This is a genomic window from Salibacter halophilus, assembly GCF_008806325.1.
GTDB lineage: Bacteria > Bacteroidota > Bacteroidia > Flavobacteriales_G > Salibacteraceae > Salibacter > Salibacter halophilus.
In genome coordinates, this window is record NZ_WACR01000007.1 from 14,162 (window position 1) to 38,570 (window position 24,409).

General features: G+C 39.8%; 20 protein-coding genes. 9 read left to right on the plus strand and 11 right to left on the minus strand.

Annotation, left to right across the window (positions count from 1 at the left end):
- Window position 1 precedes the first annotated feature (1 nt).
- Genes F3059_RS08745 through F3059_RS08760 form a run of 4 tightly spaced genes read right to left on the minus strand, consistent with a single transcriptional unit; the run spans window position 2 to window position 3,079 of the window.
- Window positions 2-487: a sterol desaturase family protein gene (locus F3059_RS08745; protein WP_151168302.1), complete on the minus strand. Its 486-nt coding sequence runs from the start codon at window positions 485-487 to the stop codon at window positions 2-4.
- Window positions 487-1,116, minus strand: coding sequence for a carotenoid biosynthesis protein (locus tag F3059_RS08750; RefSeq protein WP_151168304.1), 630 nt, complete (start codon window positions 1,114-1,116; stop codon window positions 487-489). Before F3059_RS08750 ends, F3059_RS08745 begins: the two co-directional genes overlap by 1 nt.
- Complete coding sequence (gene crtD / locus F3059_RS08755; RefSeq protein WP_151168306.1) at window positions 1,116-2,576, minus strand: 1-hydroxycarotenoid 3,4-desaturase CrtD; 1,461 nt, start codon at window positions 2,574-2,576, stop codon at window positions 1,116-1,118. Before crtD ends, F3059_RS08750 begins: the two co-directional genes overlap by 1 nt.
- Complete coding sequence (locus F3059_RS08760) at window positions 2,573-3,079, minus strand: SelL-related redox protein (RefSeq protein WP_151168308.1); 507 nt, start codon at window positions 3,077-3,079, stop codon at window positions 2,573-2,575. Before F3059_RS08760 ends, crtD begins: the two co-directional genes overlap by 4 nt.
- 233 nt (window positions 3,080-3,312) lie before the next feature.
- Here F3059_RS08760 and F3059_RS08765 point away from each other — a divergent pair, with 233 nt between their 5' ends.
- Window positions 3,313-3,831 (plus strand): hypothetical protein, encoded by a 519-nt coding sequence (locus F3059_RS08765; RefSeq protein ID WP_151168310.1) that lies wholly within the window; start codon window positions 3,313-3,315, stop codon window positions 3,829-3,831.
- On the opposite strand, the gene F3059_RS08770 is transcribed toward F3059_RS08765, so the two are convergent.
- On the minus strand, window positions 3,828-5,222 hold the full coding sequence (locus F3059_RS08770) for a DASH family cryptochrome (RefSeq protein ID WP_151168312.1): 1,395 nt from the start codon (window positions 5,220-5,222) through the stop codon (window positions 3,828-3,830). The genes F3059_RS08765 and F3059_RS08770 overlap by 4 nt on opposite strands.
- 172 nt (window positions 5,223-5,394) lie before the next feature.
- On the opposite strand from F3059_RS08770, the gene F3059_RS13685 reads away from it, so the two are divergent.
- Together F3059_RS13685 and F3059_RS08780 are read left to right on the plus strand one after the other, a co-directional pair.
- Window positions 5,395-9,249, plus strand: coding sequence for a DUF6851 domain-containing protein (locus F3059_RS13685; protein WP_189683217.1), 3,855 nt, complete (start codon window positions 5,395-5,397; stop codon window positions 9,247-9,249).
- Window positions 9,242-11,683 carry an FG-GAP-like repeat-containing protein gene (locus F3059_RS08780; RefSeq protein WP_151168314.1) on the plus strand — a complete coding sequence of 814 codons (2,442 nt, stop codon included), beginning with the start codon at window positions 9,242-9,244 and terminating at the stop codon, window positions 11,681-11,683. The genes F3059_RS13685 and F3059_RS08780 overlap by 8 nt, the downstream gene beginning before the upstream one ends.
- Here the strand turns inward: F3059_RS08780 and F3059_RS08785 are convergent.
- The 5 genes from F3059_RS08785 to purN form a co-directional block, all read right to left on the minus strand.
- Window positions 11,673-13,025 (minus strand): MATE family efflux transporter, encoded by a 1,353-nt coding sequence (locus F3059_RS08785; RefSeq protein ID WP_151168316.1) that lies wholly within the window; start codon window positions 13,023-13,025, stop codon window positions 11,673-11,675. The two genes, F3059_RS08780 and F3059_RS08785, sit on opposite strands and share 11 nt — an antisense overlap.
- A gap of 62 nt (window positions 13,026-13,087) precedes the next feature.
- A complete protein-coding gene (locus F3059_RS08790) occupies window positions 13,088-14,929 on the minus strand; it encodes a transcriptional regulator (RefSeq protein ID WP_151168318.1) in 1,842 nt (613 codons plus the stop codon).
- A 326-nt stretch (window positions 14,930-15,255) separates the two neighbouring features.
- Window positions 15,256-16,752, minus strand: coding sequence for a GH3 family domain-containing protein (locus F3059_RS08795; protein WP_151168320.1), 1,497 nt, complete (start codon window positions 16,750-16,752; stop codon window positions 15,256-15,258).
- A gap of 2 nt (window positions 16,753-16,754) precedes the next feature.
- A complete protein-coding gene (locus F3059_RS08800) occupies window positions 16,755-17,333 on the minus strand; it encodes a MarC family protein (RefSeq protein WP_151168322.1) in 579 nt (192 codons plus the stop codon).
- Entirely contained in the window at window positions 17,334-17,897 is a 564-nt protein-coding gene (gene purN, locus F3059_RS08805) for a phosphoribosylglycinamide formyltransferase (RefSeq protein ID WP_151168324.1), read from the minus strand.
- Between the two features lie 137 nt (window positions 17,898-18,034).
- On the opposite strand from purN, the gene F3059_RS08810 reads away from it, so the two are divergent.
- From F3059_RS08810 to pyk, 6 genes are all read left to right on the plus strand, one after another.
- Window positions 18,035-18,697, plus strand: a complete 663-nt coding sequence (locus tag F3059_RS08810; protein ID WP_151168326.1) for a nitroreductase family protein — start codon at window positions 18,035-18,037, stop codon at window positions 18,695-18,697.
- A gap of 76 nt (window positions 18,698-18,773) precedes the next feature.
- Entirely contained in the window at window positions 18,774-19,013 is a 240-nt protein-coding gene (locus tag F3059_RS08815; RefSeq protein ID WP_151168328.1) for an acyl carrier protein, read from the plus strand.
- Between the two features lie 34 nt (window positions 19,014-19,047).
- The gene (gene fabF, locus F3059_RS08820; RefSeq protein WP_151168330.1) at window positions 19,048-20,307 is read left to right on the plus strand and encodes a beta-ketoacyl-ACP synthase II; all 1,260 of its coding nucleotides are present in this window, start codon (window positions 19,048-19,050) and stop codon (window positions 20,305-20,307) included.
- Between the two features lie 4 nt (window positions 20,308-20,311).
- Entirely contained in the window at window positions 20,312-21,034 is a 723-nt protein-coding gene (rnc, locus tag F3059_RS08825; protein ID WP_151168333.1) for a ribonuclease III, read from the plus strand.
- 51 nt (window positions 21,035-21,085) lie between these two features.
- A complete protein-coding gene (locus F3059_RS08830; RefSeq protein WP_151168335.1) occupies window positions 21,086-21,511 on the plus strand; it encodes an IPExxxVDY family protein in 426 nt (141 codons plus the stop codon).
- Window positions 21,508-22,935, plus strand: coding sequence for a pyruvate kinase (gene pyk, locus F3059_RS08835; protein WP_151168337.1), 1,428 nt, complete (start codon window positions 21,508-21,510; stop codon window positions 22,933-22,935). The genes F3059_RS08830 and pyk overlap by 4 nt, the downstream gene beginning before the upstream one ends.
- Window positions 22,936-22,973: 38 nt before the next feature.
- Here the strand turns inward: pyk and F3059_RS08840 are convergent, their stop codons facing one another.
- Entirely contained in the window at window positions 22,974-24,368 is a 1,395-nt protein-coding gene (locus F3059_RS08840) for a sensor histidine kinase (protein ID WP_151168339.1), read from the minus strand.
- Window positions 24,369-24,409 lie beyond the last annotated feature (41 nt).

The window sequence follows — 24,409 nt, forward strand, 5'->3', positions numbered from 1 at the left end:
ATCAAGCTACTTTAGCGCGTTTCTTTTTGTGCCGTTGATAGGCGTCTTTAAAAAATTCCCACGGCACAACGAGCATTCCAAACGACTCACCGTCTTTTTTTCCCTTGTGTTTATGGTGGGCGTTATGTCCTTTGCGCAAAGCGTTAAAGTACGGATTTTTTATTCCTCTAAACCATTTAAAACGCTGGTGAATCAATACATCGTGCACTAAAAAGTAGCACACTCCGTATACGAAAATTCCAATTCCAACAAAGAGCTTCCAGTCGTAACCGTGCATCATGCCAAACATAGTAAAGAGCCAGCTTGGAACGGCAAAGATTAGAAAGAACACATCATTTTTCTCGAAAAAACCGGGCTCTTTTTGGTGATGATCTTTGTGGAAATACCACATGAAGCCATGCATCACATATTTGTGCGTGAACCATGCCATGAACTCCATGAAAAAGAAAGTTGCAATGACAATCAATATGGCTAAAACGGCATTCATTACTGTAAAGATAAATTTAAAATTAAGAAGAAAACCAGCATAATACTATACAAAGACAATCCTAATTTGTTTGAACGCGAAACGTCAAGTTTTTGATACACAAAGTGCATCAAAAAGCCGATGAACCACCAGGCCAGGTAGTTTTCGGTCGGAACCGTAGCTGAACTGAATTCCCAAAAATCGAGCAGTGGAGCAACCGGCTCAATTGCGGCATCCAGCATAACCATCAAAGTAGCTCCAACAATAGAGCGAACGAGTTTTGTAGCAAAGAGCATTTGAGCAATTGAAGCTGTTGAAACAACAAGTATCAACCAATTGACCCCGATCAATGGAGGCGTTCCCAAAATCTCAGGACCAAGAGCTGAGAGGTATTCATATTCTCCAAAGATGACACCGGTATTGATTCCGGCCACTTCAACGAGGAATCCTGCAACGTATATCCCGATTGCAGCCAACCACCATTTTGTGTTTTTTTCATGATGAACAATAAGCAGGATCAATGACAGAATAAGATTCACTGGAGTCAAAGTGATAAAAAGATCTCGATAAGGTGTTTGAAAGCCTATCAAGCCAATAAGGTGGAAAATGATCAATATAGCAATGCTGTGTTTGTAGCTGTACTTTTTCATTACTCAATGAGTTCATCAACAATTTTAGCTGATAACAGGCAGAGTGGAATTCCGCCACCAGGGTGAACACTTCCTCCACAAAAGTAGAGGTTTTCGATGCGGTTACTGAAATTTGGATGGCGGATGAATGCTGCGAGCGGATTGTTTGATGCTGCTCCGTAAAGCGCTCCGCGATAAGAGGATGTTTGCGATTGAATGAGTCTAGGGTCTAAAACCGATTCATTCTCGATCAATGGTTTTATGTCAATGCCAAGGGAGGTGTGAATTTTATCGTAAATCATTTTACGCGCTTTGTCGATCAACTGATCCCAGTCCTGGTCGTAATCGGCAGGTGCATTGATCATCACAAACCAGTTTTCGCAACCTTTAGGTGCGTCAGTAGGATTGTATTTTGACGAAATGTTGATGTACACCGTGGGATCTGACTGTAGTGATTTTTTATTGAAAATCGAGTCGAACTCACCTTTGTAATCATTTGAAAAAAGGATATTGTGAAGATTGAGTTCTTTGAATTCACCCTTTACACCCCAATAAAAAATCAGAGCGGAACTTGAGCGTTCTTGTTTGAGCGTTCGTTCAGGCGCTTTTTGAGTGGGCATTAGTTTGCGGTAAGTTGGTACGACATCCATGTTTGAAACGACCAAATCTGCAAATTCCTCTTTTCCTGTATCGAGCCTTACACCAGTTGCTTTATGATCATCGACAATGATTTCATCGATGTATGATTCAAATTGAAATTCAACGCCAATATCCTTTGCGAGTTTGAAAATAGATTGTGTGATTTCATGCATTCCGCCTTTTGGAAAAAAGGTGCCTATTCCGTGTTCCAAATGCGGAATCATAGTCATAACTCCGGGGGCTTTGTAAGGGTTACTTCCATTGTAAGTCGCGTAGCGATCAAAAAGCTGAACCAGCTTTTTGCTGGAAAACTTTTGAGCATTAACCCTGTGCATGGATTTACCGAGGTTGAATTGCCATATTCTCAATAGAGCTTTTCCTACATGACTTTTTAAATAGTTCTTGATTTTGTGTAATGATTGCTCGAGGAAAACAGGTGAGTTGTATTCGTACAGCTTGTGAGAATACTTCAGATAATCGAGGACTTCAACTTCAGGAACTGAAAATACTTTTGCCGCTTCTTTTGCAAATTCTTTTGGGTTTGTAGAAGCATTGAAAATAGTGAGGTCATCCCAAAAGTAGTGGCAGGCGGTATCCAATTTAATGTAGTCAAAGTAGTCTTTAGGGTTTTTGCCACTTAACTCAAATAGCTCATCAACTAAATAAGGCAAAGTGAATAATGAAGGTCCTGCATCGAAACGATAACCTCCCTGTTGGAAGGCTGTAAGCTTACCTCCGGGGTAGTTATTGGCTTCGTGGACTTTTACTTCATAACCTTTAACTCTTAACCTGATAGCAGTGGCGAGTCCGGCTATACCTGCACCTATTACAATCGATTTCAAGAAACAGCTTTTCTGATTTGGGTTTTTGCAAGATTTAAATAATCTGGACGATCAGATGCGTATTTGTGGATGAATTTTGAAATAACTTCACCATCATGTATCACGAAAACTCCCGGCATTTGCCAGCCATCACCCTGCTCTTTACCTACGAGGTGACCCTTAAATATTCCTGCTACAATTGCTCTCCACCATACTTTAAAGCCAAATAGCTGACTCCAGCTACCCTTTTTCAAATGGAAGTAATCGTAAAGGTGTAATCCGGGGTCGCTTATTCGCTGTAGGTCATCCATGTGGTAAATTTTGAGGATTTGATCAGCATATTCATCATTCATTTGATGAACCAGTACAATCTCTGTATCCTCATTTTCTATTTCTTCTCTAATGTTGAGTAATTCTGTGAGCGTTTCACGACAAAAAGTACAGCCAAAATGTCTTAGAAAGACCAGTAGCACTTTTCTGCCTTCAGATAGCTCGAGCAATGAAACGCCCTTATTTGTCATCATATTTTCCATTCTGCACCTCTCTTCTCAATACCTTTTCTTTCAAACTGTAAGAATCCTTACTTATGAATAAGCAAGTGTCAACTTTTTTTGTTCAAAATTTTTGAAAGTTTGTTTCAGAGACAAGTTTTATTCATGAAGTTGCTTTTAAACAAGCTCTATAGAGATTTGTTTTTTTAAATATGTTGAGAAACAAAAATAAGCTTCGATTTCTTTTTATAGGCTGGTTTTTAACAATGCTTGTTCTATTGATTATCTTTTTTCCTGAAGATAGACCTATCAGGTTAGATAAGGTGAATTTTCATGTAGCTGAACCTGAAGAACTTTTTTTTAAAAACGTGCGCAGCTATTATTACGATTTCGAAAAGAGAGAGGATGCAAATTTTCATCTCTACAGAATAAAAACCCGCAATAAGGATACAACCAAACCGGGCATTACTTTTTTCATTGCAAACAATTGGCTCAATGACGAAGCATATATCATGGTTGAACCCAATAGTGCGGTAGATACTACAAAATCGCTTGAGTTGCGGTACGCGGTTTCCGGATCTGACTGGGATACTATTTCACTAAACACGCCAAATAGCTACAACAACTATCTGTTTGCGGGGAAGATTTACCTGGCAATGACTGAGGATGCTCGTTTTGAAATTCTCAACGGTGGAGAAACACGAGAGATTTTTGGTCCAGAAAACCGGCCGAGTGTGAAGAAAACACTAAAAGATTATTTCAAGCTGGTAGGCAAAATGCCCTAGCGCCAATATTCACTTTGGTAAATCATTTTTGGGTAATCAGGGGCCATTTCTTTTTGGTCAGATCCGGAATAATTGTGCCAGGTGAGAATGTTTTCGGCATCCAGGTGGCTGATCTCAGGAACCCAAAGCTTGATGTAATCTGCGTTTTTGTCGTATTTCTGAGCTTGCAGAGCTATGTTGAAACGTCTTTCTTTCCTCGGGTCAGATCCAACTCCTGAAACGTAATTCCAGTTTCCCCAATTTGAATAAACATCGTAATCGATGAGTTGAGACTCAAACCAGTCTGCTCCGTATCGCCAGTCGATTTTGAGGTCTTTCGTTAAAAACGATGCAACGTTTTGTCTCCCTCTGTTGCTCATGAATCCGGTGTAGAGCAATTCGCGCATATTGGCATCGATAAACGGAATGCCTGTTTGTCCAAGTTTCCATTTTTCAAACAACTCATTTGGCTTTTCCCATTCTTTGCGGACATTCCACAACCCTGTTATTTTGAAGATAGATGTTTTGTGCTTGACCATTAAAAAACGGAAGAAATCACGCCACATCAATTCAAAGATAAGCCAATAGGTGCTGGAGTTACTCTTTACTTCCTGCTCAAACTTTTTGACTTCATGGTAGATCTTACGCGGAGAAATACAACCGGCAGCCAGATAAGGAGAAAATTTAGAGCTGTAATCTGCACCGATTAAGCCATTCCTTTTTTGCTTGTAATGAAGGAGTTCACGTGTTTCCCAAAAATAATGGTGTAGCCTTTCAAGCGCTGCGTTTTCACCACCATTAAAAGCAAGAGCCGTTCGGTCATCAGTTTTAGGCTCTTCTAAGCCTAGCTCTTCAAACTGTGGAACATTACCCGGATTGGTAAAAAGAGGGGTTTTTATTTCAGAAGGAGCTTGATGAGGTTCTCTTACTTCAATTTTTTTATCCACTTTTTTCCTAAAAGGAGTGAAAACATCAGGCATTTCATTTGAGTTGAACGGGAGATCATGAGGATGAAAAAGTGATGCCTGATGATAAAAATGAGTTTCGATGTCTAGATCTGAAAGTTGGTTCTGAAGGGTTTTTTCTTCCTGAGCTACTTCTGCTGAGGTATAGATTGCTGAGACTTCAAATTCATGGATGAGGTTTTTGATGATGTCGATCGGGTTTCCGGATCTGACCATGAGCTCACCACCTTTAGACCTGAGGTTTTGACGCAGATTTTCAACGCTTTCTATGATAAATCGCGTTCTGAATGAACCCGTTCTCACGTGCCCAAATTTTGATTGATCCCAGTATTTATCATCAAAAATGAAAACAGGCAAAACCTGGTCGCTATTGTTAATCGCTGAAACTAATACTTCGTTGTCGTGTAACCTGAGGTCGTTCCTAAACCAAACTAGTGATGTTTTCATATTGTGAAAAGTACAAAAGGAAGCAAAATGTTTAAAAAGTCAGGGTTTGTAATTGTTTAGTCAAAAGCAATTGCCTGAGAAACAAACCCTGTATTTTGCTTTGTGGTTAATAAGCAAAATATTATTTTGGTTGCGTGTGTTTATGAGAAGTTCAATTTTAATATTATTTGCTTTGATTGCAACAGGTGCGTGTTACGGTCAGAGCCAAAACAGCCATAGCATCGCCAGAGTGTGGAACGATGCATTAATCGAATCTATTCGAAACGATTTTGCGCGTCCAACAGTGCATGCTCGAAACCTTTATCATTTGTCTGTGGCTTCATACGATGCCTGGGCGGCCTATGATCCAGCAAAAGAAACTGTATTTTTAGATAAATCATTTTTTGGCTATCAGGTTGATTTTAGTGGTGTTGTGATCCCGCAAGACACTCATTCAGCCAGGGTTGAGGCCATTTCTTTTGCATGTTACAGGTTGCTGATGCACAGGTTTCAAAACTCTCCCGGCTACACTGGAGTTGTTAACAGGTCAGATAGCATCATGCAATCATTGAACTTTGATGTTTCTAATACCTCGACTGATTACGTGAATGGTGGTCCTGCAGAGTTTGGGAATTATCTTGCCCAGGAAATCATTAACTATGGACATCAGGACGGTTCTAACGAGCAGAATGGTTACGCCAATAATTATTACCAGCAGGCCAATCCGCCCATTGCCGTTGAGCAACCCGGGAACCCCAACATTAATGACCCTAACAGATGGCAGGCAATTTCATTAACTGTGGCAATCGACCAGGCGGGTAATCCGGTTCAATCTACTCCACCGCATCTCTCTCCCGAATGGGGAGATGTTGATCCATTTGCATTACCTGATACTTTGATTACGGTCAAAACCCGCAATAACAACGACTACAATGTTTACATGGATCCTGGAGGTCCGTCTTTAATTGACACTACTGATACGGCAGGACTTAGCTCATTGTACAAATGGAATTTTTGCATGGTTTCAGTTTGGCAATCACACAATGATCCAAATGACACAACTATGTGGGATATTTCTCCTGCATCGAGAGGGAATATTTCAGGATATCCTTTGAACAACGATAGTTTACCTAATTTCTATAATTTTTTTGACGGGGGAGTTAACGATCCCAATCAGGGTTACTCTGTAAATCCCAAGACTGGACAGCCGTACACACCTCAAATTGTTCCCAGGGGGGATTATGTAAGAGTTTTAGCTGAGTTTTGGGCCGATGGTATCGATTCAGAAACGCCACCGGGTCACTGGTTTGAGATTATGAAACACACGATGGACGACACCCTTTTTCAGCGAAAGTGGATGGGGCAGGGTCCTGTTCTTTCAGATTTAGAATTTGATGTAAAAGCCTTTTTAGCACTTGGTGGAGCCGTGCACGATGCAGCTGTTGTTTCGTGGTCAATTAAAGGATGGTATGATTTCATCAGGCCAGTTTCAGCTATTCGCTACATGGCTGAGAAAGGTCAATGTACAGATACCACTTTATCAAACTTTCACCCTGCCGGAATTCCTTTAATTCCCGGTTACATTGAAGTTGTTCAGCCAGGAGATTCACTCGCTGGTCAGAACCAACAACATGTAGGTAAAATCAAGCTGTATACATGGAGAGGGCCAGATCATATTGGAGATCCTAATGTTGATATTGCGGGAGTGGGCTGGATATTAGCAGAAAACTGGTGGCCCTACCAGCGTCCAACATTTGTTACCCCACCTTTTGCTGGTTATGTCTCTGGACACTCTACGTTTTCGAGTGCTGCTGCTGAGGTTCTGACACAAATGACTGGAGATCCTTTTTTCCCGGGAGGAATGGGAACTTTTGATGCTCCTCAAAACGACTTTTTACATTTTGAGGAAGGTCCGAGTGTAGATATTCAGCTAGAATGGGCCACTTACAAGGATGCGGCTGATGAATGTAGTTTGTCAAGGATTTGGGGAGGTATTCATCCACCGGTTGACGATATTGATGGTCGCAAAATGGGAATGGATATTGGCGATTTGGCTATTACAAAAGCAGATGAGTATGTTTCGAGGAAAAGGCCTGCTGCTGTGGCTATCACTTCTTCAGATCTTTATGTTTCAAGGAGTGACATTGGTACGTCACTGGCGTGTCAGGTAACATTTGATGAGAAAATGGATACCACAAAGCTTCCTACAATTAACTATTTAACAGATAACCCACTAACGGTTGCTCTCGACTCAGTAAATTATTCATGGATTGATACAAATATTGTCGAGCTCAATTACCACGTGAATAATAGCATGACAGAACTCGATAGTATTACGGTTGAGGTTTCCGGTGCTGAGGATCATGATGGAGTTAAACAAACTCCGCGTTTATTTAGGAGTCCGTTCAGGGTTGATACTAAAAAGCCAGAAGTGGTTTCAGTATCGGTGGCTGATTCAATATTAAACAGCAAATCAGGACCGAATAAAACTATTGAAATAGTTTTTTCTGAACCGATGAATACTTCGTCTATGGTGCAAACTGGTTTTGTTTTTCCATCAAACATTCAGCAGGATTTAAGTTACTCATCAGGACCGAGCTATTGGGCTGATTCCCTTCATTTCATTGCTCATTTCAATACGCAGGATTTGAATAACGAGTATTACCAAACCATGTTTGTTGTTAGTTCCGGATCTGACCAATTTGGAAATCCCTTAAAAATTGATACAACCAATAATGTGGTTATTGTTGACACCAGGGAGCCGGTATTAGTTGAAAACACGATTAATGACACAGCACTTATAAAATCAGATATCGGTCAGAATGCTCTTACCATCAACCTCGTTTTTGATGAAGTGATGGATACTTCAATAAAACCGGCACTAAGTTTTTCTGATTCGGCAGCACAAAACGCACTGACTCAATTATACCCGCTATGTGAATGGCTCAATGACTCTACTTACAAAGTTTCTTTTAGTTTAAATAATACGAGTTATGAATCCCACAACCTATCAGTTGTTATTGATTCAGTAGTTGATTTTGCAGCTAACTCTCCTCAACAACAATATGTTCCCCAACCTATTCATGTCGATACAAAGCAACCAACCATAGTTTTTACTGGGGTCACAGCTGATACAATCTTTGATACTCATAAAGGGTTGGCCAATTATGAAATGGAATTTGGTTTTGATGAATCGATGGATACAACCCAATTACCGGCAATTTCTACTTCTGTTAGTTCTGTAGATGCAGGTTCTATGGTTTATAATCCTTTTGAAAGTCAATGGCTCAACGATTCTATTTTGATTGCCCGGTTTAATATTCAAGATCATGACATTGAAGTAGAGCATGTAGATGTCACGGTCAATTACGCTAAAGATTTGTTGGGTAATAGTCAGAGCCAGGGGGCTTTTTATGATCAGTTCTACTTTGACACACGCAATCCGCATGTTTTGTCAGCTATGACAAACACTTCTATTGTCAATAATGGAACAGATAAGTTGTCTGCCATTATTGTATTTGATGAGGATATGAGTTCATCTGTGATACCTGAGCTTTCATTTAGTGATACATCAGTCAACAGTGCGTTCAGTATAGATTATAATGCTTCAATGTGGTTAAATAACACAACTTACAAGCTTGAGTACTCTATAAATCAGCAAACATTGTGGAGAAATAACTTAGAAATATACCTTGAAAAGGGATCAGATCTCGCAGGAAACACGGTCGTGATAGATACTGTTATGTCAGAGTTTGAAGTTGATTTAGCAGCAACAGGAATAAATATGAATAATCCTAGCGGTGATATAAGAGTTTATCCAAATCCCGTTAAAAATGGACAAGAAGTTATTGTTGAGTTACATTCTAATATCAGCAGAACAGGGGTAGCACTTAAAAATGTAGCAGGTAAAACGATTTTAAATCAGACTTTGGTTTTTGAAAATAGTCGTTCTGGCCTCAAGATGAGCAATATAGACTCGGGAATTTACTTTTTGACTTTATATCTTGAAAACGGCCCTGTTACCTTAAAACTAGTAATTGTTGATTAAGTTTAAAATTTACATATTAATAGTAGTCTTTTTAGCCACATCACTATTGACTTTTTCCCAGTCCTTTAATGATGTTGCAGGAGTACAGAATATTCATACCGGACTTGTTTCAGGTGATCGATGGGGTAGTGGTGTTAGTTTTTACGATGTGAATAATGATGGTTGGGATGACTTGACCTTCGCTATGGAAAATGACAGCTTGCTACTTTACACTAATAAAAATGGAAGTTATGTAAAAAGAGATCTTTCTATTTATTGTAATGGGCCTGTTAAGATGGTGTTGTGGGTTGATTACGATAATGATGGCGATAATGATTTATTCATGACCACTTTTGCTGGTCAATACGAACTTTATGAAAATGATGGTAATTTAAACCTAACTAATGTAACTGTTCAAGCAGGAATTCATAGTCTCAGTTCTGGCTCTTATGGAGCCTCATTTGGGGATTTCAACCGGGATGGTTACTTGGATTTTTATGTATGCAAGTATGAACATAATGCAAACGCTAGTTCTAACCCAACAAATGAGTTATACAAGAATAATGGTGATGGTACTTTCACAAATATTACTCAAAGTGCAGGAGTAGCCGATGGAATTAAAACTACTTTTCAAAGTGTATGGATAGACTACAATAATGATGATTGGCCTGACTTGTTTGTGATGAATGACAGGCTACCCTTTAACAACAGGCTATTCATCAATAATCAGGATGAAACTTTTACTGACATAGCAGATAGTGTTGGAGTTGAGCAACCCCAACAATATCCTATGACATCAACATTTGGTGACTTTGATAACGATGAAGATCAGGATTTATATTTAACTAATACCGGGAACGGTTTTTTTTCAGAGTTCTATGTAAAGGATGCTTCTGGATATCAGGAAATGGGTAGTCAATTTGGTGTTACAATTAATGAGTATTCCTGGGGAGCTACATGGGTAGATTTTGATAATGATATGTGGCGAGATCTTTATGTTGCTACAGCTCATACAGATGATCCTAATTCTGTGCCTCAGCTAAGCAGTTACTTTTTTATTAATAATGGTGGTCAGAGCTTTAGTAATGGGAATTCAGTTTTTAATAATTCAACAATAGCTGCTTCTCATGCTGTTGCCAGAGGTGATATCAATAATGATGGTTTTTATGATGTAGTAGCACATAATAGTATCAATAGTGACCCTTTCCTTTGGCAAAACACTGGGAATCAAAATAACTGGATCAAAATAACTCCAGAAGGAACAGCTTCCAATAAACAGGCTGTAGGCACTCTGGTTAAGGTTTATGCCGACACCAACGTTTTTACAGAATATACTTTTTGCGGTGAACAATATGTAAGTCAGAATTCACAGCATTTAATTTTTGGACTTGGACAGTTAACAACGGTTGATTCAGTCAAGCTTCGCTACCTCAGCGGACACACTGATACATATTACAACCCTTCAATAAATACACATCATTACTTTAAAGAGGGAGAGACATTGTCAGAAAATGTTCAGATTATTGGCGATACAACAACATGTTTGGGTAATGATTACACTAAACTCGTTTTAGATGGTCAGGAATACCAATCTATTGTTTGGAGTAATGGGTTTCATTCTGATACTTTGTTAGTTACTAATACAGGTAGTTATTACGCTGAAATAACAACTTCTCATGGCGTTACTTTTACAACAGATACAATATCGGTTAATTATTATTCTCCTCCCTTTTTAACTGAAGCGGTTACTGATGTAAGTTGTTACGGGGACTCCACAGGAGAAGCAGTAGTAGAGCCTTATGATTCTAGCTTTTCAACTCCCTATGAGATAATTTGGTCAACCGGAGATACTGGTAACTCTGTAGCAAACGTTGATGAGGGTGAATACGAGTACTATTATTCTGATATTTACGGGTGTTCAGATACAGGCTCAATTATAATAGACGAGCCGGAAGAGTTGTTTGTTCAGTCTTTAATCCAGGATGAGGTTGATGGAAATGATGGCTATGTAAATTTAATGGTTTACGGAGGAACACCGCCTTACAGCTATTTATGGAATGGTAATAGTCAGAGCCCACCATATGACAGCTTAAGTGCGGGACAGTTTTATTTAGAGGTGATTGATGCAAACTTCTGTTCAATGCTTGATACCATCACAATTGATTCGGTTGAATCCGGTCCTTCAACAGGATTAGCTGATGAAATAATAAATAGTGACGCATTGATCTATCCCAATCCTGTAACTAACGATTTTGTTAATGTCAATATTCCTAAGTACTGGGAAGTGAGCCGCGTTGAGGTATTGGACCCAACCGGCAGGCTTATTGTTGAAAAGCAAGCTGGCTCTGACCGAAAAATGAGTATCGATATTTCACAAGTTGGGAACGGGTTGTATTTCATCCGTTTTTATGATGGCCGTGATATACTAACTACTAAGAAATTAATCAGGCATTGAGCCTAACTCTTTTCCGCAATTTCTTCGTGACATTATTAAAACGCCAAATCAAAAGAATTGCGCTTACGGTCAACCCGCTCGCGAGTCCATACCAAATTCCATCAACACCAAACGGACCAACAATACCGGCTAAATAACCAACCGGCAACCCAAAAACCCAATAGGCGATAAGCGTTATAAACGTGGGGATTTTAACATCTTCTAAGCCGCGTAAGGCGCCTAGTCCAATGACCTGAATTCCATCGCTAAGTTGAAAGAAAACTGCTACAATCAATAAACTGCTGGCAATTTGAATAACCGATTCATCAGTGACGTAAAGTTTGGGAAGAAGGTCTTTCCCTGCAAACAAGAGAACTCCAGCAATGAGCATGATCCAAATCACCATTTTAATACCGGTAAATCCGGCTGTGCGGAGGCTCTGAATATCTCGCCTTCCCAGTTGATTTCCAACTCTCACAGTTGTAGCGGCAGCCAATCCGGTAGCTACCATATAACTGATTGATGCAAGATTAATAGCAATGTTATGAGCGGCTTGAGCTTGAGGAGATATCCACCCGGCCATCACTGCTGCTCCTGCAAAAGCACCAACCTCAAAAACCATTTGCATGCCGCTTGGTACACCAATTTTCAATATCCGATTGAAGGTTTCCCACTGAATTCGCTTCCACTTGATCGCTTTCCAGTATTTTCTGAACGGATTATTTGCTATTACAAGCCATGCAATACCAGCCATCATTAAAACCCTTGCGATGAGGGTTGCGTAACCGGCTCCGTCAAGTCCCATAGCCGGGAGACCAAATTTTCCGTAAATCAGCAGGTAATTGAGAAAAATGTTGAGTGCATTGGTAACCAACGTGATAATCATTGCGGGCTTTGTACTCGAAAGTCCTTCAGCAAACTGCTTAAAAGCAAAAAACAGCATGGTAGGCAATAGAGACATGTTGATGATAAACATGTAACTGATAGCTGATTTTTCGACTCGTATATCCTGATCAAACCAGTGAAGGTTGAAGTTGAATATTAAAACAATACCGGTCAGAACCAATCCTAGCGCAGCATTTATGTAAACCGCGTGTTTGAGTAGAGAGCTTATCCGTTGAGCGTTTTTCTCGCCATCAGCATTTGCCACGAGCGGACTCACAGCATAGCTAATACCGATCCCAAAAACGAAGACGATCAAAAAGATACTGTTGGCAAGAGTTGAAGCGGCTAAAGGAATAGTGCCAACCCGGCCAACCATTATGCTATCTGCCGTTGCAACCATGATTTGGCCAAACTGGCTAAGCATAACTGGGTAAGCCAGTCGCCACGTTTTGATTCTATGCCAGGTGTTCCTTTTCATTTTCCGCGGCAAAAGTACAGAGGTGTGTTTTACCGCGGTGGCTCTGACCGTAATATTTTACTTTAGAGATTGAGTTTGCGCAATTCTTCTTCCAGACTTTGGTTGTGGTCGAGGTTGAGCTTCTTCCTGAGGTTAGAACGCAGATTGTTAACATATGAAGCTTTGCGGTTCAACGTAACAGCTATTTCTTTTGATGACATTCCTGATGTTATGAGGCGAGCAATCCTAATCTCTCTATCTGTAAGTTCAAGCTTATCTTTTGAAAGTAAAGACTCCTCTTGTGTAGTAACATCACTATTTACTTTTTCCTTTAAGTTGAGAAGTTTTTTAAGCCTTTCAAGGTTTTCCTGAAATGTGAGGTACTTTATTTTCGTTGATTTAGGAAGCTCAGGGAGCATTTCTTTGGTGTTTTGATTGAGTTCATCAAAGAATGGAAGCAACTCCTTGAAAACGTTATTCTTGATTGAAACGAGCTCTTCTTTTGTTTTAGCTTCTTTGCTCTTGGCTTCAGCGAGTCGTTTTTGTTTTACAAGACTGGCTTCTCTTGCTTCATTGAGTTTGAACTTGTAAGAAGTTTGTTTTCTGTAGAGGATGAAGACTGTTGAGATAAGGCCAACAATTAAGGCTAAACTGATTATTGCAATAATTAAAAGCTGGTTTTCTCTTTCTGATTTTTTGACCTTTTTATCGAGAGATGAAATTTGAAACTCTTTCTTTTTAATGTCATTGTAAATGGAATAGTCTCGTTTTACTAGTGAATCATTAGAGCTAATGAAGTCTGAAACTTTATTGTGATATTGAGCGAATAGCTTCTCTTCAGGTTTAACCCAGTGGTCATTTTTGATCATGTAATGAATTATAGACTCAAACTTTGAGAAGCTTGAATTATTGGCATAATCAAAAAGCTTTTTAAGACTTTGATCACTGAGCTTTAGAGTGTCTATATTGCTGTATAGCTCTATGACAAAATCGAGAAATAATGCAGTGTCTTTCATCATACTGTTTTCATTTGACAGTATGAGGTTTAAAGCTTTATCACGTTGATTATTATCGTAATAATATTTAGCAACCTCAGTAATCATTGCGTTCTGATACGGGTTTGGCTCATTCATGTACTTTTCAAGATAATTGTAGGAAATGGTCCTGATAGAGTCAGGTATTTTTGATGAATGGCAGCGCAATGAATTTAGGCATATTAAAGTATTTATATCAGAGAACTTTACTCGCTCATTTTTTTGCGGAAACTGTTCGAGAATATAAGATGCAGCTTCATCGTACTCTTCTATTGTAATGAGTATTGCAGACATGTTATTTTTCACATAACGGGTATCAAAGTCTGTGTAATGTTTGCTTACCTCAAGTGCTTCCTGGAAATAATAAAGAGCTGTACGGTAGGCACCTAAGCCATGATATGAGCTACCAATATTTACATTATTGGTGATAATTGAAACGGTGTCTTTTCTTTTAGATGAGATGTCTATAGCTTCCCTGAAATAGTAGATTGCAGAATCGTACCGTTGCAAGTAGTAATTACCAGACCCTATTGCCTGGAGTAATATGTAGTGTTGCTTATCTGTTTTGCATTCTTTGGTGTTGATGAGTTTTCTAGCTCTGTTAATTCCTTTATTGATTTTACCTTTATCAATGGTGTCCTGAACCTGGAAAATTTCAACATGTAACCAATCTTCACAATCACCAACCTTTGATCGCAGGATTTTAGTGGTTTTTTCCAGTGAAACGTTGGGGTAGTTTTTGGCTTTGAAGAACACCTTCAACGTTGGAGTAAGAAACTTTTCATCAGCGCTATTCAGAGCCTGGTTGAATTGCTCAATTTGTGATTGAGTCAATGAATCGGTTTTTTGGATAGACTTTAAAAGCGAGTCAAGGCTTGTTTCAGCTATCATTGATGAAAGTGTGATGAACTGAAAGATGAAAAGTATGAATGTGAGCTTTTTAAACAAAATGTCGATTATTAGTTGAAGAGTTGGGTTATTATATCACAAAGATAATCACTTCTCACATTTTCTCACATTACAGTATTAATCTTTGATGAGAGAGGGATTAAAAAAATGATATCATTAGATTTGGAGCGTCTAAGGTTTATTGTTTTGGTTAAAGCAATGGTTAATTAGCTTTACTAGCAACGTACTTTAAATCTAACAGCTTGAATGTTTGAGTGCAAAGGGGGTACGTTGTCATAAAAAGGAGGCAGTTTTACTGCTTCCTTTTTTTATTTTAAGAAAGGTTTCATCAAATCTGCCAGCTCACGATTATCTGATAATCGGGGTATTTTATTTTGCCCACCGAGTTTCCCCCTTTTTTTCATCATTTCATTAAAACCACCTTTTTCAACTCTTGAAATAACCAGAGGTCTCAATATATTTCCCTGGATTAAGTCTTTGTAGTATGGATTCCGATCCTGAAGTGCCTTGTCGAGCTTTAGTCTAAAAGCATCTAGATTATGTGGTTCATCATCAAACTCGAAAAACCACTCGTGGTAAGGCAAACCATCTTCAGGATTGATTTGTGGAGCTAAATGGAATTCTTTCACCTGAGCATCAAAATGTGCAATCACTTCTTCTAAACTGCTTTCAACCTCTTCAGCAATAACATGCTCACCAAAAGCAGAAATGAAGTGTTTGATTCTACCCGTGACAACAATCCTGTATGGGTCGAGAGATACAAATTTTACTGTATCGCCAATGTTGTAACCCCAAAGACCGGCATTTGTACTGAGAATAATAGCGTAGTTTTTATTCAGCTCCACTTCACCTAAATGATAGCGGGGTGGGTTTTCTTCGAAAAATTGATCGGCCGGAATAAACTCGAAAAACATTCCGGCATTGATGTTGAGTCGTAATCCCGGCTCTGACTGTGAGTCCTGATAAGCGATGAACCCTTCACTGGCCGGATAGGTTTCTACAGAGTCGATGTCCTCGCCAATGAGCTTATCAAAAACAGGTTTGTATGGTGCGTAATTGAGTCCGCCATAAACGAATAGTGAAAAGTTTGGAAAAACCTCTTTTACATTATTTGCGCCTGTTTTTTCTAAAAGTTGCTCAAAATACATTTGAACCCAGCTAGGAATTCCGCTAATGAGGCGCATATCCTCAACTCGGGTTTCTTTGATTACTTTGTCAACTTTCGTTTCCCAGTCATCAATACAATTGGTTTTCCAGGTTGGCATTCTGTTTTTTTGCAGGTAATTGGGCACCCAGTGAGCTGTTATTCCACTCAACCTCCCAAGTGGGATGTCACCAATCTTCTCGAGCTCAGGGCTGCCCTGAAGAAAAATCATTTTTCCATCTAAGAATGAACTGTTACCAGTTTCGGCAATGTAGCTGAGCAGCGCATTTTTAGCAGCATTTACATGGTAAGGAACCGAGTCTTTTGTCAAAGGAATATACTTCGCACCTGAAGTAGTTCCTGACGTTTTGCAAAAATATGCCGGTTTTCCAGGCCACAACACATCGTTTTCTCCTTTGATAATGCGGTCAATGTATGGCTTGTGCCCTTCGTAGTCGTGGATGGGAACTCTGTTCTTAAAATCGGTGTGTGTTTCAATATTGGCAAAGTCATGGTCAGATCCAAAAGCCGTTTTTCGGGCTTTAGTCACCAAACTACGCATTATTTTATGCTGTAAATCAACACCTCGTTTAGCATCGCGTTTAAGTGCGTTGCTAATTAAATGAGCGTATGGCTTGCTTAGAGTTCCTTTGATGCCCATCGTTAAAATTGAATAAGAGAACTGATGTTACTCGTGAATAACTTGACCGATATTGCGAGAATAATCACTCCAAAAATCTTCCTGATAATATCAATTCCTGAAGGCCCCAGGAAACGTTGCATCTTAGCTGATGACTTGAGAACCGTGTAAACAAACGCAATGTTGATTATTATTGCGACAATAATATTTTCAGTTTCATACTCGGCTCTGAGCGAGAGAATAGTTGTCAAAGTTCCTGCCCCTGCAATTAATGGAAATGCAAGAGGAAATACAGCAGCCGTTTTGGGAGCATCATGTTTAAAAAGCTCAATGCCTAAAACCATCTCAAGCGCCATGAAAAACAGGACAAATGAGCCGGCAACAGCAAAAGAGTTGACATCTATACCGATGAACTTTAAAAGTGTTTCACCTACAAAAACAAAAACGATCATGATAATCGCAGCCACGATACTCGCTTTTTCACTTTGAATATGGCCCAGCCTTTCTCTTAGATCAAGAACTATTGGAATATTTCCAATAGGATCGACAACGGCAAATAAAACTAATGTTACAGTGATAATCTCCTTTAAACTCAATTCCATTTAGAGTGACCTTACAAGTTTTTGAATGATTTTAGGAAAATGTTCATGCTCGAGTTTTTGCACTCTCATCGCGAGAGATTCTGGAGTATCGGTTTGTTTAACCGGGACACTTTCCTGAAAGAGAATTTTCCCTTCATCGTATTCCTCATTAACAAGGTGAATCGTAATTCCCGATTCTTTTTCGCCAGCCTCAATAACAGCCTCATGAACTTTTTTGCCATACATGCCTTTTCCGCCAAATTTTGGCAAGAGAGCAGGATGGATATTGACAATTCTATCCTCAAACTCTTCCAGTAAAAAAGTAGGAACTTTACGCATAAAGCCAGCGAGAACGATTAGGTCTATTCCGCGGAGCATATTGAGCATGAACTCCTCGTCATTCAGTTGATCATTGGTGAAAACTGCGGTAGGTACACCGCGTTCAACAGCTTCATCGAGAACTCCTGCAGTTTCTTTGTTGCTGGCAACCAGCGAAACAAAAACTTCAGGGTTTCCTATAAAATGATCCATTATTTTAGCAGCATTGGTGCCTGTTCCTGAGGCTAAGATGGCAATGTTCTTCATAATTATAAGTTTTGTTTTCGGTCAGATCCAAAAACAAGCTTTTCGTAATTTATTAATATACAGCTAATTGATTAACTTTCGGCAAAATTAGTATTAATCAATTGGTTTGTTCTCAAATTCAACATTAAACTTAGAACATGGCAAAAGATTTCATACCCTATAATATACAGACGTTTTCAGAAGAGAAAATGTTGGAAAGATCACACGACTTTGCAGAATGGCTATCGACAAGGCGAACAGTTAGGCACTTTGCTAAAAAGCCGGTTCCGATCGAAGTAATCGAGAATATTATTTCGGCTGCCAATACTGCTCCATCAGGTGCAAACCTCCAGCCCTGGACATTTTGTGTTGTTTCGGATCCGACCATTAAAAAGGAAATAAGAGAGGCTGCAGAAAAAGAAGAGTACGAAAATTATAAAGATCGAATGAGTGATGAGTGGCTCGAGGATATTGATCATCTTGGTACAGATCACAACAAACCTTTTCTCGAAGAAGCTTCTCACCTTATAGTTTTAATGAAGCAATCGCACGGCTACAATAAAGACGGAAGCCGAAAGCGACATTATTACGTAAACGAAAGTGTGGGAATTGCCTGTGGAATGCTTTTGAGCGCTATCCATAATGCCGGTTTAGTAGCCGTTACTCATACTCCAAGTCCCATGGGTTTCTTGAAGAAAATACTCAACAGACCACGTAATGAACAGCCATTTTTACTCATTCCAGTGGGATTTCCAGCGGATAATGTGGAGGTGCCAAACATCACCAGAAAGAGCTTAAGAGAGGTAATGAGCTGTTATTGAGATAGTAACAAAAATTTGTACCAATTAAAGGTTTTACTTTTCTTTGCAGCGTTTCTAAACTCTAAAATCAAGGAAAATGTCTGACATCAAAAGTAAAGTTACTTCTATCATTGTTGACAAATTAGGCGTTGACGAAAGTGAAGTTACTCCTGAATCTTCATTCACTAATGATCTGGGAGCTGATTCATTAGACACTGTTGAACTCATCATGGAATTTGAGAAGGAATTTAATATCGCTATTCCAGATGATCAAGCTGAAAACATCTCAACTGTAGGAGAAGCTGTAAAGTACATCGAAGAGAACGCGGATAAGTAAACATCATCTTGCCAATTTTTAATACTACTGTGGCATGCAATTGAAACGAGTTGTAGTTACGGGTTTAGGTGCGCTTACACCCATTGGAAATTCTACTCAGGAGTACTGGGAAGGACTTATTAATGGAAAAAGTGGAAGTGCTCCAATCTCTAAGTTTGACGCTTCTAACTTTAAAACACAGTTTGCCTGTGAAGTTAAAGGCTTTGATCCTAAAGATCATTTTGACCGCAGAGATGCGCGAAGAATGGACTTGTTCTCCCAGTATGCTATGGTGGTAGCTGATGAGGCAGTGAAAAATGCTAATCTGCTCGATAATGATGATATTGATATCGGCCGTGTAGGAGTCATTTGGGGCTCCGGAATCGGTGGTATTCAAACATTTCAGGATGAAGTGCAGGGTTTTTACAGAAATGATGGAAACCCTCGCTTCAATCCGTTCTTTATTCCAAAAATGATCGCTGATATTGCAGCTGGTAATATCTCGATCAAGTATGGCTTTCGCGGACCAAATTACTCTACAGTATCTGCATGCGCATCTGCTACCAATGCATTGATCGATGCTTTTAATCTCATTCGATTGGGGAAAGCTGATGTCATTGTTTCCGGTGGATCTGAAGCGGCAGTGAATGAAAGTGGAGTTGGTGGATTCAATGCTCTACAGGCATTGTCTACACGAAATGATTCTCCCGAAACTGCTTCAAGACCCTTCGACAAAGACCGAGATGGTTTTGTGTTAGGTGAAGGTGCTGGAGCTATTATTCTGGAAGAATACGAACACGCAGTAGCAAGAGGTGCCACGATTTATGCAGAAATTGCCGGTGGCGGACTCAGCGCTGATGCTCATCACCTTACGGCCCCACACCCTGAAGGATTAGGTGCTACAAGTGTGATGGAAAATGCTCTCAATGACTTCAGTGATATCAAGAAAGAAGATATCGATTATGTGAATGTTCACGGTACATCTACCCCATTGGGTGACGTAGCTGAAGTCAAGGCAATCAAAAAAGTATTTGGTGATCACGCTTACAAGATGAATATTTCATCAACAAAGTCAATGACAGGTCACCTGCTTGGAGCTGCCGGAGCTATTGAAGCGATTGCTTCTATTATGGCGGTAAAAGAAAACATTGTTCCGCCAACAATCAATCACTTTACCGATGATGAAGAGATTGACGATAAGCTCAATCTTACATTCAACAAAGCAGAAGAAAGAGAAGTAAAAGCGGCTCTGTCAAATACATTTGGTTTTGGTGGCCACAACGCTTCTGTGATCTTCCGCAAATTTGTGAAGTAGCACCTTGGCACTCAGTCGGTTTATCAAGAACTTTTTAGGGATTTCACCGTCAGAGCCTGAATTACAAAAGGTTGGTGAAATATTCGGTTATGTTCCTGAAAATGTTGAGCTTTTCAAATTAGCTTTTAGGCACAAGTCTGTTTTTGAAGAGCGAAATTCCAACAACGAACGACTCGAGTTTTTGGGTGATTCAGTCCTTGATGCTATCGTAGCAGACTATCTCTACAAGCATTATCCCGAAAAAGATGAGGGGTTTTTAACCAAGATGCGCTCCAAAATCGTGAGCCGCAACACGCTCAATAAAATGGCGAGAGACCTTGGAATAAACTCGTTGATTGTAGCCCGCGTTGAGCGTTCCAGGCATGAAACATCTCTGGGTGGAAATGCAATGGAAGCATTGATTGGAGCTGTTTACCTCGATCGTGGTTTTGATGTCGCCAATCAATTGATCCAGGAAAGGTTACTGCTGAAGTTTGTCGAGCTGTCAAAATTTGAAAAACTCGATTTTGACCCCAAAAGCAATTTGATCGAATATTCTCAAAAATCACGTTTCAAGCTTGTCTTTGAAACAATAGAAAACTCCCAAGAGGGCGATACATTTAGAACTTACAAATCAACCGTTAAAATTGACGGGCGAAATGTTAGTGAGGGAACAGGAAGATCTAAGAAAAAGGCAGAACAAGCTGCTGCTAAAATTGCCCTTAATCAAATCGCAAAGGAGAAATAATATTCAGTATTACCTCTTAATCCTATCAGAGTAGTAATTTCGAAGCCTGAAATGGCTAAGAAAAAGTTAGTTCTCGATACGGGTGATCAACAAGATTACTTTTTGGCAGGAATCAGCTGTCACCAAAAAGAGTTTCGGTTTGTTTGGGGACTCGATCAGGTACTGGAAAGCAAATTTGAAAAAGAACCCGACTACCAAATCAAAACCTCTTCAGGGGAGGATGCTTCATTTCCCTTTTATATTTGGGAAGAGCCTGAAGGACACTTTACTTACTTTGTTCTCGGGAATAGAAGTCCGGCCGGTACATTGATTCCTGAATTTAAACACGCTGATTATATCTTTGCAATTACCGGCCTTTACGGTCAGCTAGATACGGATGCTATTTGTGAACAAATAGGTTCGCTAAAAATGGTTCTGACCGTTTTTGAGATTGACCCACAAAAAACAAAGTCGACAAAAAATTTGATATTAGAATGAATAGATTGAGGAATAAAACAAAAATTGTAGCAACTCTTGGACCTGCTTCAGATTCAAAGGAACAGATAAAAGGGTTGATCGAAAATGGGGTCAACGTGTGTCGATTGAATTTTTCGCACGGTGAACACGAGCATGTAGCTAAAATAATTGATAGAATTCGAGAGGTAGATCGTGAATTGGGGTCGTTTACCGCTATTTTGGCTGATTTACAGGGGCCAAAAATCAGGATTGGAGAAGTTGAGAATGGGAAGGTGAATCTCAAAGATGGCGCTGAAGTAACATTTACCGTAAAGGAGCAACTGAGTAATGCCGATAAGATTTACATCAATTACGAGCAGTTTCCAACTGATGTTAGCAGAGGTGAGCGAATTTTGATCGATGATGGAAAACTGATGTTTGAAATTGTTGATACTGATGGAAAACAAGATGTGAAAGCTAAAGTTTTACACGGTGGCGAGCTCTCATCAAAAAAAGGAGTGAACTTACCCAATACGCTTATCTCGCTTCCCTGCCTAACAGAAAAGGATCGCAAAGATCTCGATTTTATCCTCACGTGTGACGTGGATTGGATAGCACTTTCATTCGTGCGCAAAGCGAGTGATATTGATGAGTTGAGAGACTTGATTAAAGATGCGGGGCAAGACATCAGGATAATTGCGAAAATCGAAAAACCTCAGGCAATCGATAATTTAGATGGTATAATCGATACTACTGATGGCGTCATGGTTGCTCGCGGAGATCTTGGTGTGGAAATCCCCATGCAGGAAGTGCCGCTCATTCAAAAAGAAATTGTGCGCAAGTGTCAGCTTCAGGCTAAGCCGGTGATCATCGCAACGCAAATGATGGAAACGATGATCGAGAATATTACGCCAACACGAGCCGAGGTAAACGATGTGGCAAATGCAGTGATGGACGGAGCTGATGCGGTAATGCTCAGCGGAGAAACTTCTGTAGGGAAACATCCTGATGAAGTGATCAAAGCGATGTACAAGATTCTCATTGAAGTTGAATCTTTTGAAGGCATTTACTACAAAGAGTTTGAGCCAGATATCAACCAGGATCGGTTTATCTCAGATAACGTTTGTTTTTCGGCAGTTCGGTTGTCTAAAAGGACAGGCGCATCAGGCATTGTGACCATGACCTTTAGTGGTTATACAGCTTTCAAAATTTCATCTTTCAGACCCAAATCTCACGTGTTTGTGTTTACAGGAAACATCAAGCTACTCAACACACTCAGCTTGCTTTGGGGAACGCGCGCTTTCTTCTACGACAAGTTTGTGAGTACAGATCAAACAATCGATGACATCAAGTTTGAACTCAAGAAAAAAGGCTATCTCGATGAAGATGATCTCGTCATCAACATTGCGAGCATGCCTATTGCGAATAAAGGCATGTCAAACATGCTTCGCCTTAGTTATGCTTAAATAATTTACTGTCAGAGCCGGGCGAAAGTCCGGCTTTTTTATTGCCGCGGAACTGTAATCTCAACTCGCGTGAACTCGTTCGGTTCTGACTGTAAAGTGAGTTTTCCTCCCATGTTCTCTATTATTCCTCTAGCGATGTAGAGGCCGATTCCAGCTCCCGTACTTTTTGGATTTCCGCGGTAGAAAAGATCAAAGATTTTGTCTTTAATTTCTTTGTCAATTCCTTCTCCATTGTCTTCTATGGACATAATTAAAGAGTTGTTGTCTATATCGATGTCAACAGAAACTCTGTTCTCTCCCTCATCCTTTTGATAGATAACGGCATTGGATAAAATTGACCTCAAAACAACATTGAGTTTTTTGGAATCTCCAATGAATAATTGGTCAGATCCGGTTATTGTCAACTCAACATTATTTTCGTGCATGAACCTGAGCTGTTTCCACAAGTTGTCGATCAACTGTTTAGGATTGAACTCCTCTACTTCAATTTCCTTTTCCCAATAAATGGAATAACTGTTCATGTCGTTGAGAAGGTTATCAAACCTGTTGAGGCTGCCATTCATCTCTTTGTACAAGACATCGAGCTGCTGTTTGTCGTCAGTTGATCTCACCAGTTCGAGCAGCCCGCGAAGGTTGACGAGCGGAGTTTTAAAATCATGAGACAAGCTGTAAACAAGCCTGTTCATTTCATCATTCGACTTTCTCAGCTTTTTTGTTCGTTCGTTAACTGTTTCTTCCAGATCGTCATTAATACGTTCTATTTCTTCTTTAGCAGCGTGGAGTTCTTTTGTTTGTTGTTCCAGTTTTTCTTTTTGTTCAGCATTAATGCGCAAGTTTTCTTTTAGTCCCAGCCTTGCTTTGATCTCCAACTTACGTAATCGGTAGCGTGCCTGAACGAGGAGAATCGTGAAAATAGCACCGGTAGAAAGCAATAGACCTCCTTCTCTGGCAAATTCATTCAAATCGAGTGCTGGGTTCTGGAGGACAAAAATGACTGTAGCAATAAACGATGCCCCAACAGCTATAATCGAAAATATTGCCGGCCAAACAAGAAATAGAGCGGCTCCCATGAAAAGCGCCAGGTAGTTTAGGTTGTGCGTCATTAAATTCGATGTTTCTAACAACGAATAGGTAAATGCATTTTGGAAAGAGATGAGAGCAAACGGAATAGCAACTAATGTGTAAACCGAGATATTTCCGCGCTTAAATTGCCACAGCGTTATGAGGGAAAGAACTGAAACCGACAACCTGAATATCATGATGTAGTGCCAGTCATCAGGGAAATTAAGATAATCTGTAAATCCAAAAACTGGGTCAAACAAAATGGCGACCCATACCCCTATAACATGAAAGTTTTTAGCTCCGGCTTTTAGTTCCTCCTCAATTGCCTTTTTGGTAGGGATATGTTGTTGATTGTCGGTTAGACTTTCCATTAATAGTTATTGCTTTTGGAGGTGGGAGTATAAGTATTAAA